The following is a 12192-nucleotide window of genomic DNA, read 5'->3' as shown; positions in this document are numbered from 1 at the left end:
ATGAAGATCGAGCCACAAGACTTACTCAGCAAAATGTTTCAGGCTGCCGTCAACGCGGCTCAACCCGAACACTGCATCCCCCCCTACCTGCCCGATGCTCCTAAAGGACGCACCATTGTGATTGGCGCCGGCAAGGCATCGGCAGCGATGGCCCAGGCGCTGGAGCGTCACTGGGACAAAGGCCCCATCAGCGGCGTGGTCGTCACCCGCTACGGCTACAGCGTACCCTGCGACCACATCACCATTTTGGAAGCGTCTCACCCTGTGCCTGACCAGGCTGGCGAAGATGCCGCCCGCGAAATTTTGCGAACAGTCAGCAATCTCACTGAAGATGACCTGGTGATCTGTCTTATTTCCGGCGGCGGTTCGTCTCTGCTGCCTTTAGCCGGGGAAGGCATTACCTTGGCCGACAAGCAAGCCATCAACAAGGCCTTGCTGAAATCGGGCGCCTCGATTGGTGAGATGAACACGGTGCGTCGCCACCTGTCGGCCATCAAAGGGGGGCGTCTGGCGGCGGCCTGTGCGCCTGCCCGTGTCCTGAACCTGCTCATTTCGGATGTCCCGGGCGACCAGCCCATGGACATCGCGTCGGGCCCCACGGTGGCCGATCCCACCACCTGCGCACAAGCGCTGGACATCATTCAGCGCTATGGCATTGACATCCCTGCCGCTGCCCGTGCCCGGCTGGAAAGCGGCGAAGGCGAAACCATCAAACCCGATGACCCTCGCCTGGCTCATGTCACCACCCATCTGGTAGCCACGCCGCAACTGGCTTTGCAGGCTGCCGCTCGGGTCGCTCAGGCCAGCGGTGTCCACCCGGTCCTGTTGGGCGACAGCATTGAGGGCGAGGCCCGCGAGGTCGGCAAGGTCATGGCCGGCATTGCCCTGAGCGTGGCCAAACACGGGCAACCCGCCCAGGCTCCCTGCGTCCTGCTCTCTGGCGGAGAAACCACCGTGACCTTGCGTGGCCAGGGCCGTGGCGGTCGCAATGTGGAGTTTCTGCTGTCCACGGCGATCGCCTTGAACGGCGCAGCCGACATTTATGGTCTGGCAGGCGATACTGACGGGGTAGATGGCCAGGAAGAGATTGCCGGTGCCTTCTGCGGTCCCGACACATTGGAGCGTGCCTGGCAACAAGGTATACGCCCCAGGGCCAGTCTGGACAATAATGATGGTCACGGCTTTTTTGAAGCCCTGGACGATGCCTTGGTTACGGGTCCGACCCTGACCAATGTCAACGATTTTCGCGCAATTCTGGTTTTATCCCCTAGCGATTAACGCTTTTCTTAAAGGAAATGGACATGAGAGACACAAAAGCACTGACCCTGACCGATGTCAAAAAAATGGCCGCTGCAGCCGAGCAAGAAGCACTGAAAAACAACTGGGCCGTCAGCATCGCCATTTGCGACGCGGGCGGTCATGCGCTGTGGATGCAACGCATGGATGGCGCTCCCCTGATGAGCGCCCAGGTTGCCCCGGCAAAAGCGCAAACCTGCGTGCTGGGCGGTGGCAAACCCAGCAAGGTCTTTGAAGACATGGTCAACAATGGTCGCTTTGCCGCTCTGTCCATGCCCATCACACCACTGGAGGGCGGCGAGCCAATCGTGGTGGACGGTCAAGTGATTGGTGCTGTCGGCGTGTCCGGCGTGAAAGCACCCGAAGACGCTCAGATCGCCCGCGCCGGTATCGCTGCTCTTTGAGCTATCGATCCCCCTAAGGACAACAACCCATGAAACGTCAACGTCATTCCCGCATTCTGGCTACCCTGGGTCCTGCCAGTTCTACGCCAGAACGCATTCGTGAACTGTTCGAGGCCGGCGCTGATGTGTTCCGCCTGAACTTCAGCCACGGCACACATGAAGACCATGCCGCGCGCTATCACACCATTCGTCAGATTGAAAAGGAAACCGGTCGCAGTATCGGTATTCTGATGGACCTGCAAGGTCCCAAGCTGCGCGTTGGCAAAATGAAAGATGGCCGCGTGACACTGGAAACCGGCCAGAAATTCCGCCTGGATCTGGACCCCGCCGAGGGAACCAGCCAGCGTGCCTACCTGCCTCACCCCGAGATCTTCGCGGCTCTGGAAGACGGGACAGACCTGCTGCTCGATGACGGCAAGCTGCGTCTGCGTGTGGACAGCTTTGGTCCGGATTTTGCAGAAACCACGGTCATGGTCGGCGGCCCGCTGTCCGACCGCAAGGGCGTGAACGTACCCGGCGTGGTACTGCCTATCTCGCCTTTGACCGAAAAAGACCTGATCGATCTGAAATTTGGTCTTGAACTGGGCGTAGACTGGGTTGCCCTGTCCTTTGTACAACGTCCTGGCGACATTCGTGAAGCCCGCGAGCTGATCGGCGACAAGGCCTGGATCATGGCCAAATTGGAAAAGCCACAGGCACTCGAACACCTGGAAGAAATTGTCCAGCTGTGCGATGGCGTGATGGTGGCACGTGGCGACCTGGGCGTGGAAGTTCCACCCCAGCGCGTGCCTGTGTTGCAGCGCCAAATCGTGCGTACTGCCCGCGCGGCAGGCCGTCCGGTAGTCGTCGCCACACAGATGCTGGAATCCATGATCACCTCGCCGGTTCCCACACGCGCCGAAGCCTCCGACGTGGCTACCGCCATCTACTCGGGTGCTGACGCCGTCATGCTGTCCGCCGAATCGGCCTCCGGCCAGTTTCCGTTGGAAGCGGTATCCATCATGGACAGCATCATCAAGGAGATCGAAAACGATCCCAGCTGGCGCACCATTCTGGAAGCCAACCACAGCACGGCAGAAGCCAGCACCGCAGACGCGATCTGCTGCGCCCTGCGTCGTGTGGCCAGCATTCTGGAACCCGCAACGAATGTGGCCTACACCACCACCGGCTTTAGCGCCTTGCGCGCCAGTCGTGAACGGCCCATCGCCCCTATCCTGGCACTGACGCCCCGTGTGGAAACCGCACGCCGTCTAAGCCTTGCCTGGGGCGTGCATGCCATTCCCTGCGAGGATGTCAGTGATCTGGGCGAAATGATCGATCATGCGACTGATATGGCAGCGCAACACGAGTTCGCCCAGGGCGGCGATACGATCGTGATGATTGCCGGTGTCCCCTTTGGCACCAGTGGACGCACTAACTTGCTGCACGTGGCGACCGTCCCACAAAAGTAAGTTCGTCCCAAGCAGGTCAAAAAAACCTTGTCCATCACTATGCTGGACAAGGTTTTTTTACCGTCAGGCGCCAGCATCATGCATGGACATAACAAGCCCTAAGAACAAAGTTGCACGGATACGGGCAAAAAAAAACCCGAGATCTAAAGATCTCGGGCAAATCCACCAAAGGAGGAGGGTGGAGGAGACAATCGTGGCAAGTTGGGCTACCAGATACAATATCGAGCCAGAAAGCTAAGGGTTATTACGCTTGTTTTTCCTGCTTTCTTTTCAACATCCAATAACTAAAGTCTACCTACAAAAATGGTGCAATGCAAGATAAATACCGTGGAAAACCCTTAGACGCTGATCTTGTCGCTTTAATACATCAATTTCCTAGCGCAAATTCTTGATCGGGTATCTAGTCGTTAACCCTAAGCCGCCGAAACAGGGTTCAAGAGCGGCAGTCCGACATCAGGCAAATCAGCATAATGCCTGCATTTTGCCCTTTCCTAAGCCCTCAATCGGGCACCTCTCCCGTGCCTCACTCCCCATGCGCACAACAAGTGAAACGCTGACAGGACAGGTCGCTTCGGAAATGAATACCTCGCCAAATCACTGGGTTAGGCTATGGGACACGCTCGCGGAATCGCAGCGGGCATACAGGCCGACTTCAATGAAGGATGGAGTGCCACTGTTGTGCAATGCAATCCCATGCTTGAAGAGCTCGGCCGCGGAATTGCCCGCCTGACTGGCGAAATTCACACAGACAATGACTACATCAGGGGATTGCGTGCCGCATTGGAGAAAGTACAGCCCGTCAGCGGTCTGTACCATCGAGACCGTGACAAGCTTGTCGAGCTTCACAAACAAGAAAAAGCGCAGCGCGAGCGTCTGGAGTCCCTCATCGCGGTGGCCCGACCGGCATAGTATCGATACTGAGCGTTTCGGGCGCTGAGGTCCCTTCTAGGCCGTTGATGCACCGGACCCGGTCCAGGCTGCTTGCCTGGCTCCCCCTGCGCCTGGAATTTCTGCGTGCCCTGCACCTGCATTGAAAAGCGGGCCCGTCATGGGCCCGCCTCTACCGCCAGAGAATCAGACTGAAGATCTGCTTTTGCCACGCTCCCGGCACAAGCATTACAAACGATACGCCGTGGTCGTCATCACTTTAGACATCATGCGCATCAGGGTCTTCACCGGAGGTGGCAAACCCACTGCCCCGTGATTTTCTGCCGTACGCCGATGTTCGATCTCGTCATCCCGCATTTTCTCTACGATGCGGCGGGAACGATGATCATTAACGGGCAAAGACTCCAGGTGACTTTCCAGATGCTCTTCCACCTGACGTTCGGTTTCGGCCATGAAACCCAGGTTATACGGCACACCCGCACGGCTGGCGAGCAAGCCCAAGGCAAAAGAGCCGGCATACCACAAGGGGTTGAACACGCTGGGGCGGCTCTCCAGTTCACGCAGACGGTCATCGCACCAGGCCAGATGATCTACCTCTTCCTGCGCGGCTTGCAGCAGCACCTCCGTTGCCTGGGGATCTTTGCACAACATGGCCTGACTGCGATACAAGGCTTGAGCGCAAATTTCGCCCACATGGTTCACTCGCATCAGTCCAGCGGCATGACGAGCCTCGTCGACGCTGATCTCGGACACTTCCTTGCCTGCCGGATTGGGACGTGATGCTCGGGCCGAACGCCCAAGGACTTCCAGAGCCCGATTGGTCTCGCCGAGAATCTGATCAAAAAAGTTATTGCGCCGGTACAAGCGGGTATCGCTGTTGGAAACAGTATGGCTCATAGGGACACCTGCAAAACAAAATAGAGGGGTATTATTGCCGCAAAAAGGCGATCACAGCCTTGCTTTCGGACAAGAGCCACAGCAAAGGCAAGACACATGCCATGATGACCAGACCTATGCCGGCAATTTCCTGATCGGACTGCAGATAGAAATTACACAGGCGAACCGGATTGTCGTAATACAACAAACCTACAATCGCCATCATCCAGCTGAAGTTACCAAAAAAGAACAAGCGAAACACCAGATGGGCGCGACGCCAGGATTCCATGAACACCATGCCCATCAGCACCAGGCCAATATACTTGGCCGTTGCCATGGGAGGCGACACCAGAACATCGTCCAGCGCTTTGGGGACCATCCAGTAAGCCGCAGCAAAGCTGACCAGGATCAAACCGGGCAAACCGTATTCATTCAGGGCGTAGTAGGGACGCAGCAAGGACTGCACAAAGGCCGAGCGGCCCACACCCTGGTAACGCAAGGCCGACTGCAAGGCGACACCGGACAGGACCAGTAGCGGGATATGAACCAGCATATGCAGGCTCATGGAGGCAGTCAGGGGGCGGTCCCAGTATGCAGCAGCAGCAAACAGCACGGCGGCCAGCAACGCCAGTGCGCTGCCCAAATAGGGACGTATCGTGGAGGGCGCAACAACACGTTTCAACGACATTACCGGTCCTCCTTCTTGTCCAGGTCCTCTAAGGCCCGTTTCGCATAGGCCAGGGCCAGCATGGGTTCGCCATAGTCCACGATTCGCCCCAGGCGCGGCTCGGGGCTGACGACGTGGTAGGCCGCATTATGCTCGTACTCGTCGAAGGGAGCGGGAATCACGATGATGCCAAAATCATCCAGTACACGCTGGCGCTGTTCCCCTGGCATCATGGTCACGAACTGCCAGACAGCCGGATCGGCTTTCATGGTTTTGCTGTAACGGCGCAAATGATCGGGCGAATCGGTAGGATCGAAGCTGATACTCAACAGGCGCACACGGTCCTGCAGGCCTTCGTCCAGAATTGCTTTTTGCAGCTGCTGATACTCCGAGCCCATCGCCAGACAAAGCGTGACGCAACGGGTGTAGATGAAGTTGACGATGGTGATGCGACCATCGTTTTGCAACAAGGAACTTAGCGGCGTACTACCCCCGGTCGGAAGCAGTACCTCTACATCGGATATCAAGCGCGGGGAGGCAGCCACGTCATTGCGACGGGCTGTCTCGGCGGTCAAGGCAGTAAAGCCTTGTGTCAGGTGGGCCAGAGCCCCGATACCCAGGGCAACAACCAGGAGAATACTTAGAAACAGTCTCATCTCTGGCCCATCATTTCAGTCCTACTCTTCCATGGGAGCCAGGTCGGCATCCCCATTCCAGGGATCAGTTTTATCAGCAGTTTTTTCACGTTCGGCTTTGACAAAGGCCACATCCACAGGATCAGCACTGTTGCCACCTAATTCAGTACGCAGGTAATTGACCACTGCCGTCAATTCCTCGTCATTGAACTTCTCGCGGAACTCGGGCATCGCACCATTGTACTTATTACCCTTGACCGTAAGTTCGCCAACAATACCGTGCAGCATGATCTGGACCAAAACTTCTGGCTTGCGCAGCACCCACTCCGAACCAACCAGGGGCGGGAATACGCCCGGCACACCAGCACCGGTTGCCTGGTGACAGGCCGCACATTGGGCCACAAACAATTGCTGACCATCCACGGCGCCTTCTGGCAGCTCGAAATCGGCAACGATACGGTTGTCGCCCACTGTGGCGTCGTGACTCAGATCGCTGCTGAAAATGTAGTAGATGCCCCACAGGAACAGACCGGCAATAATCACCAGGACGACCCAGGGGATAGGCGCCGCGTTTTCTTCCGGATCCGCATTTTCGCGCAACTGCGCGTCATATTTACGATTGTCGCTCATTCTAATTCTCCGAGGCGCCCCGCCTTGCGGGGCGCACTAGCTCAACAATGCCTGCTTATTTGATAACGCTGGCGGGCGATACGGGATACGTACGATCCAGCGCCAACAGGTATTGAACCAGGTCCAGGGCTTCTTGCTTGGCTACCACCACCTTGCCTTCAGGGGCAAAATCGCCAGGCAGATTCACAACTTTATCGCCCTCATCAGCCTTGTCCTTGAGCTCGAACATGAAAGGATAGGACGGCATATTGCTGCCAGGGGTATAAGCGCGAGGCTGGTACAAGTGCCCCAGGTGCCAGTCCACGCTAGGCTGACGGGCGCCGATATTGAGCAAATCGGGACCGGTACGCATGGTACCGAGCAGGTGCGGCGTATCGTAGTAGTAGTCACCGGCCACCGAGGCACGACCCCAGCCGCGCTGAAAGTCAGGAGCCTGGTTCTGGCTGCGTGGCTGCTGCGAGTGACAGTACACACAGCCCATGTCGATGTACTGCTGACGGCCGCGCAGTTCCACCTCGGTGTAGGGCTTGAGCCCCGGAGAGGGCTCCACCTTCTCAACCTGCAGGTAAGGAACAACGACCAGAGCCGATGTGGCCAGGGCCAGCGTCACCATGGCGCCGCCCAATAGTTTGTATTCGCTTTCCATGACTAAATCATGCCTCCACTACATTGCGAGTTGCCGAGCGCTGGTGAAACAGGGCTGGACCAATACGACGGCTGCCATAGCGCAAAGCCATTGCCACAAAGTGGAAGGCAAACACAAGGTGACCCAAAGTCATCAAACCACCACCAATCGAGCGCGACTTCAGATAAGGCATCGTGACAAAGACCGATTCCATGAAGGCTTTGGCAGGGTCCAGCATCGCCAGACCTTGCAGCCAGCCGCCAATGCTCAGGCCGATTGCGTAGATGGCAAAACCGATCACCACCAGCCAGAAGTGCAGGGAGATCAGTTTAGGGTAAGGCCATTCCCAGGACATCACGCGCGGCATCACGTAGTAAATGGCGCCGAACATCACGATCGTAAAGAAGCCGTACAAGCCGATATGGGCGTGGGCCACCGTGAAGTGCGTGAAGTGGGTGATTGTGTTGATGCTGCGCAGCGCCTCAAAGGAACCTTGAATGGAGCTGACGGTGTACATCATGCCGCCCAGCACGATAAAGCGCAGGGTGGGCGAGTGAATCAGGGTGCGGAAGTGACCTTTCATGGTGTAGTGCTGGTTAATCGAGAAAGCCAGCACGGGAATGATCATCATCATGCTTTGCACAATCGACAGCGTCACCATCCACTGCGGCACAGGGCCGCCAACCAGGTGGTGACCACCGACCTGACCGTAGAAAAACGCCAGACCCCAGAAACCCACCAGAGACAGGTTGTAGGAGCTGATGGGCTGACCGATGATCTTGGGCAGGAAGTAGTACACCGACGCCAGGGCCATCGGAGTGTAGAACAGACCCAGCACGTTGTGACCAAACCACCAGTTCATGGTTGCCTGCTCAACACCCACGTGTACGGCTGGCAGGTTGCCGACCAGGAACAGGATGGGGAACCAGAACAGCGCCGCGCCCATGTACCACACCGACACATACAGATGGTGGGCACGACGGTTTTGCAAAGTGAAGATCAAAGGCATGGCTGCCAGCGCGCCGCCAATAACCATCAGGATATCAACCTGCCAGGGCATTTCCAGCCATTCCATGCCGTCAGTAATACCCATCGCAATACAGGTCAGCCCACCGACCAGACCCAGGTTCCACAAGACACCGCCGGTGATGGCGTATCGGGCACCAATCAGGGGGGTCTTGAGCAGACGGGGCAGCATCCACATGGCAACGCCAAAGGCGGCCATCGGGGCCCAACCATAAGCGACCGCATTCAGGTGCAGGGTGCGCATACGGCCGAACGTCATCCAGGCGTGTTGCGTCAAGAACTCGGGCTCATGCAGCTTGATCGAGCTGATCAGACCCGCGGTCGAGGCCACAATCAGCCAGAACACCGAACAGGCCAGCAAAATGAAGGTGACCGACGCGGTGGAGCGGTCGGCTTCCACACGTTCTGCCAGTTCAACGCTCAGCGCCTGACGATCCTCAGCAGAAATGGTCTTGTGGCCCATTTCATCTTGAAGTGCCTGACGTTGTTCAGGGGTGGCGGAAGGGTCATCTACCTGCCCGATCTCGCCTTTGGAGAAAATTTCTCGCGAGGCGGCGGGACTGTGGTCAAAGAAGTTACGACGTAACGACCAGATGAAGACAAAAAGTCCGGTAACGGACAATATGAAAGCTAGTAGCAGTATTGAAACGGTATTCACAATGATCCAGGCCTGGTTAATGTGAAGCTGCCAAGCAGCTCGGCGGCACTTGACGCGTCGCAGATCGAAAGAGCATGGACGCAAAAAATCTGCGACTGCCTAGGTCGCGAGAGCCGTCATGTTAAAACACCCGTCTGTGACGTCTGAATAAAGCCCCCATTGAAAGCAAGGTTTATTGAGACAGGACAAATACGAGCACGACATTTTTTGGTATACGGGCGACTGTCATTATAGGCGAGGGTAAACCCGTGTGACATATCTGTTTCAAAATGCCGTGTACCGCTCCGAAGTTTATCCTAGGACAATCAACAAAACCAGTCTAAATCTTACAAAGAGCGTGGTTCTGCCCCGATTTGTCCATACAGTTTTTCTTATATGGGCCTGGAACAGGACGACAAGCACCGGCATGCCGTTCAGTGGCAGTAGCCATCGCCCCACAGGTCAGATGCGGACGCTGCACGCGAGCGCGTCAAAAAGTACAATCACCCCTGACAATCTACTGACGAGTCTTGGCTCGCACTGACAACAAAGGAATTCATATGGAATGCACAATCGACTGGGGCGGCAAGGACGGCATGCTGTTTGTTGCCCGTACGGGCAGCGGTCATGTGACGGCCATGGACGGCGCTCCCGAAGGAGGCGGCAATAATCTGGCTCCCCGACCCATGGAAATGTTGCTGACCGGCGCAGGCGGCTGCGCAGCGTACGACGTGGTGCTGATTCTCAAGCGAGGTCGTCATGCCATTACCGGCTGTCAGGTCAAACTGACGGCTGAACGCGCCGACACCGATCCCAAAGTCTTTACCAAGATTCATTTCACTTTTGTGGTGACCGGCAAGGACCTGCCTCAAGCCGCCGTCGAGCGTGCCGTGCAGCTGTCGCATGACAAGTACTGTTCAGCCTCGGCCATGTTGGGCAAGACCGCCGAGATCACTTATTCCGTCGCTATTGAGCAAGCCTGAGTTCGCCATGTCCCTTTATCCCTACGAAGACCTGCTGCGCCTGGTCTACACCCAAGGCACTCCCAAAGGGGATCGCACCGGCACCGGTACGAACTCGGTATTTGGCCACCAAATGCGCTTCGATCTGTCGCAGGGCTTTCCACTGATCACCACCAAGAAGCTGCACACCCGCAGCATCTTTATCGAGTTGCTATGGTTTTTGCGCGGCGACTCCAACGTGCGGTGGCTGCAAGAGCGTGGCGTCTCTATCTGGGACGAGTGGGCTGACGAGAACGGCAATCTGGGCCCCGTCTACGGCGTGCAATGGCGCTCCTGGCCCACTCCCGATGGGCGTCATATTGACCAGATCAGCCAGGTGGTAGAGCAGATTCGCAACAATCCCGACTCGCGCCGCCTGATCGTTTCTGCCTGGAATGTGGCCGATGTCAATCAGATGGCCCTGCCCCCTTGCCATGCCCTGTTCCAGTTCTACGTTGCCAACGGCAAGCTCTCCTGCCAGCTCTACCAGCGCAGCGCGGATATTTTCCTGGGTGTGCCATTCAACATTGCCAGCTACGCCTTGCTGACCCACATGGTGGCCCAGCAATGTGATCTGGAGGTCGGCGATTTCATCTGGACCGGAGGCGACTGCCACCTGTACTCGAACCACTTCGAGCAGGCTGAACTGCAGCTCTCACGCGACCCGCGCCCCTACCCCAAGCTGACCATCAAGCGCAAGCCGGCCAGCCTGTTTGAGTACGAGTACGAAGACTTCGAGATCACCGATTACGATCCTCACCCCCATATCAAGGCGCCCGTTGCCGTATGAGCACCCTCCCACTTATCCGTCTGGTTGTCGCGTATGCGGCCAACCGTTGCATTGGCAAAGATCAGGACCTGCCCTGGCGTCTGCCGTCCGACCTGCAGCACTTCAAGCGTGTGACCATGGGTTTGCCCATCATCATGGGCCGCAAGACCTGGGAGTCGCTGGGCCGGCCCTTGCCGGGTCGCCCGAATCTGGTGATCAGCCGCAATGCGGACTATCAGGCCCAGGGCGCGCAGGTTTTCAGCAATCTGGACGATGCTCTGGCGGCCTGCCCCGGTTATGACACCGTTTGCGTGATTGGCGGCGAACAGCTTTTCCGTCTGGCCCTGCCCATCGCTCAGGAGCTGATTGCCACTGAAATCAAGGCAGAGGTGGACGGCGACACCTTCTTCCCGATACTGCCGGAAGGTGAGTGGGAAGAAATTGAACGCCTTCCCCAGCCTGAGGAAAATGGCTTTACTTACGACTATGTCACCTATCGTCGCCGCTAAGAAAGCCGTAGAGCAACGAGCGGGGCGCTTAGTCACTATGCGGCGCATGACTTCCTGGCAATGAGGTCAAGGCGTTGTTTTTCATGCCTTGCAAGCCTTTGACCACCACCGCTCTATCGAGCTGACAGTCACCAAAGCCCAAAAACCCTGGCTCGGGCTTCGCATCGCTTCAGTTGTCGGGACAGGCATCAGGCACGGGCTTCAAGCAAGCACCGGGGCCTCTGCGCACCCCCCTGCTGACGCCCGAAGCCAAAAAAAAGCCTGAACCCGTCAAACGGATTCAGGCTTTTTTCCGATCAGTCCGCCTGCATCAGGCAAGGCCAAACTGCATTCGTACGGGCTCTACGTCTGGCCTTACTCCGCGACCGCCGCGTAAGCCGGACCATCCAGCAAACCGTCCAGATCCGCCGGATTATCAGCCTTGAGCTTGAAAATCCAGGTATCGAACGGGGCTTCATTCAACAGGTGCGGCGCATCCGACAAGGCTTGGTTGAACTCCACCAACTCACCCGAAACCGGTGCATAAATATCGGAAGCAGCTTTCACCGATTCCACCACCCCTGCCGTCTGACCGGCGGCCAGCCGGGTCCCAGGAGTGAAGTCCCCGACAAAAACCAAATCACCCAACTGGTCCTGCGCAAAGTCAGTAATGCCTACCAGCACAACTCCGCCTTCCTCCTTGGCCCACTCATGACTTGCTACGTACTTTCTATCTACTGGCAGTTGCATATTGCCTCCCTGACTAACCAGCCAACACCTGTGTTGATTTCAAAAACGG

The 12192-nt window shown here is 57.2% G+C and carries 14 protein-coding genes; 7 read left to right on the top strand and 7 right to left on the bottom strand.

Annotated features, from left to right (window positions below):
* The 4 genes from RSQ48_RS02765 to RSQ48_RS02750 all read left to right on the top strand — a co-directional run bounded on the left by RSQ48_RS02765 (position 1) and on the right by RSQ48_RS02750 (position 4060).
* Positions 1 to 1278: a glycerate kinase gene (locus RSQ48_RS02765; protein WP_131071278.1), complete on the top strand. Its 1278-nt coding sequence runs from the start codon at positions 1 to 3 to the stop codon at positions 1276 to 1278.
* A 23-nt stretch (positions 1279 to 1301) separates the two neighbouring features.
* Entirely contained in the window at positions 1302 to 1700 is a 399-nt protein-coding gene (locus RSQ48_RS02760; RefSeq protein WP_003803889.1) for a GlcG/HbpS family heme-binding protein, read from the top strand.
* A 29-nt stretch (positions 1701 to 1729) separates the two neighbouring features.
* Entirely contained in the window at positions 1730 to 3151 is a 1422-nt protein-coding gene (pyk, locus tag RSQ48_RS02755) for a pyruvate kinase (protein ID WP_003803891.1), read from the top strand.
* 609 nt (positions 3152 to 3760) lie between these two features.
* Positions 3761 to 4060, top strand: coding sequence for a hypothetical protein (locus RSQ48_RS02750; RefSeq protein WP_240208955.1), 300 nt, complete (start codon positions 3761 to 3763; stop codon positions 4058 to 4060).
* A 207-nt stretch (positions 4061 to 4267) separates the two neighbouring features.
* Here RSQ48_RS02750 and coq7 read toward each other — a convergent pair whose 3' ends face one another.
* The 6 genes from coq7 to RSQ48_RS02720 are packed head-to-tail and all read right to left on the bottom strand — an operon-like array spanning position 4268 to position 9156.
* Entirely contained in the window at positions 4268 to 4936 is a 669-nt protein-coding gene (gene coq7 / locus RSQ48_RS02745) for a 2-polyprenyl-3-methyl-6-methoxy-1,4-benzoquinone monooxygenase (protein WP_003803894.1), read from the bottom strand.
* 31 nt (positions 4937 to 4967) lie between these two features.
* A complete protein-coding gene (locus tag RSQ48_RS02740) occupies positions 4968 to 5603 on the bottom strand; it encodes a hypothetical protein (RefSeq protein ID WP_131071276.1) in 636 nt (211 codons plus the stop codon).
* Positions 5603 to 6238, bottom strand: coding sequence for an SCO family protein (locus RSQ48_RS02735; RefSeq protein WP_003803897.1), 636 nt, complete (start codon positions 6236 to 6238; stop codon positions 5603 to 5605). The genes RSQ48_RS02740 and RSQ48_RS02735 overlap by 1 nt, the downstream gene beginning before the upstream one ends.
* A 21-nt stretch (positions 6239 to 6259) precedes the next feature.
* Positions 6260 to 6847, bottom strand: a complete 588-nt coding sequence (locus tag RSQ48_RS02730) for a c-type cytochrome (RefSeq protein WP_003803899.1) — start codon at positions 6845 to 6847, stop codon at positions 6260 to 6262.
* Between the two features lie 55 nt (positions 6848 to 6902).
* Positions 6903 to 7493, bottom strand: coding sequence for a cbb3-type cytochrome c oxidase subunit II (locus tag RSQ48_RS02725; protein WP_003803902.1), 591 nt, complete (start codon positions 7491 to 7493; stop codon positions 6903 to 6905).
* Positions 7494 to 7500: 7 nt separating this feature from the next.
* A complete protein-coding gene (locus RSQ48_RS02720; RefSeq protein ID WP_039943885.1) occupies positions 7501 to 9156 on the bottom strand; it encodes a cbb3-type cytochrome c oxidase subunit I in 1656 nt (551 codons plus the stop codon).
* 539 nt (positions 9157 to 9695) lie between these two features.
* Here RSQ48_RS02720 and RSQ48_RS02715 point away from each other — a divergent pair.
* From RSQ48_RS02715 to RSQ48_RS02705, 3 genes are read left to right on the top strand one after another with little or no spacing between them, the layout of a single operon-like run.
* A complete protein-coding gene (locus RSQ48_RS02715; RefSeq protein ID WP_003803905.1) occupies positions 9696 to 10118 on the top strand; it encodes an OsmC family protein in 423 nt (140 codons plus the stop codon).
* 7 nt (positions 10119 to 10125) lie between these two features.
* Positions 10126 to 10926 (top strand): thymidylate synthase, encoded by an 801-nt coding sequence (locus tag RSQ48_RS02710; protein WP_003803907.1) that lies wholly within the window; start codon positions 10126 to 10128, stop codon positions 10924 to 10926.
* Positions 10923 to 11414, top strand: a complete 492-nt coding sequence (locus tag RSQ48_RS02705; RefSeq protein ID WP_003803908.1) for a dihydrofolate reductase — start codon at positions 10923 to 10925, stop codon at positions 11412 to 11414. The genes RSQ48_RS02710 and RSQ48_RS02705 overlap by 4 nt, the downstream gene beginning before the upstream one ends.
* A gap of 354 nt (positions 11415 to 11768) precedes the next feature.
* Here RSQ48_RS02705 and gcvH read toward each other — a convergent pair whose 3' ends face one another.
* Complete coding sequence (gene gcvH, locus RSQ48_RS02700) at positions 11769 to 12143, bottom strand: glycine cleavage system protein GcvH (protein WP_039943780.1); 375 nt, start codon at positions 12141 to 12143, stop codon at positions 11769 to 11771.
* Positions 12144 to 12192: the final 49 nt, after the last annotated feature.

Source organism: Alcaligenes sp. SJTW-7 (assembly GCF_047716895.1).
Classification (GTDB): Bacteria; Pseudomonadota; Gammaproteobacteria; order Burkholderiales; family Burkholderiaceae_B; genus Alcaligenes; species Alcaligenes ammonioxydans.
This window is presented reverse-complemented; position numbering and strand designations above follow the sequence as displayed.

Coding starts and splice junctions, on each gene's coding strand:
- coq7 (WP_003803894.1), bottom strand. CDS start 4,936: ATGAGCCATACTGTTTCCAACAGCGATACCCGCTTGTACCGGCGCAAT.
- RSQ48_RS02725 (WP_003803902.1), bottom strand. CDS start 7,493: ATGGAAAGCGAATACAAACTATTGGGCGGCGCCATGGTGACGCTGGCC.
- RSQ48_RS02735 (WP_003803897.1), bottom strand. CDS start 6,238: ATGAGACTGTTTCTAAGTATTCTCCTGGTTGTTGCCCTGGGTATCGGG.
- RSQ48_RS02765 (WP_131071278.1), top strand. CDS start 1: ATGAAGATCGAGCCACAAGACTTACTCAGCAAAATGTTTCAGGCTGCC.
- RSQ48_RS02760 (WP_003803889.1), top strand. CDS start 1,302: ATGAGAGACACAAAAGCACTGACCCTGACCGATGTCAAAAAAATGGCC.
- RSQ48_RS02710 (WP_003803907.1), top strand. CDS start 10,126: ATGTCCCTTTATCCCTACGAAGACCTGCTGCGCCTGGTCTACACCCAA.
- RSQ48_RS02740 (WP_131071276.1), bottom strand. CDS start 5,603: ATGTCGTTGAAACGTGTTGTTGCGCCCTCCACGATACGTCCCTATTTG.
- RSQ48_RS02715 (WP_003803905.1), top strand. CDS start 9,696: ATGGAATGCACAATCGACTGGGGCGGCAAGGACGGCATGCTGTTTGTT.
- RSQ48_RS02730 (WP_003803899.1), bottom strand. CDS start 6,847: ATGAGCGACAATCGTAAATATGACGCGCAGTTGCGCGAAAATGCGGAT.
- pyk (WP_003803891.1), top strand. CDS start 1,730: ATGAAACGTCAACGTCATTCCCGCATTCTGGCTACCCTGGGTCCTGCC.
- RSQ48_RS02750 (WP_240208955.1), top strand. CDS start 3,761: ATGGGACACGCTCGCGGAATCGCAGCGGGCATACAGGCCGACTTCAAT.
- RSQ48_RS02705 (WP_003803908.1), top strand. CDS start 10,923: ATGAGCACCCTCCCACTTATCCGTCTGGTTGTCGCGTATGCGGCCAAC.
- gcvH (WP_039943780.1), bottom strand. CDS start 12,143: ATGCAACTGCCAGTAGATAGAAAGTACGTAGCAAGTCATGAGTGGGCC.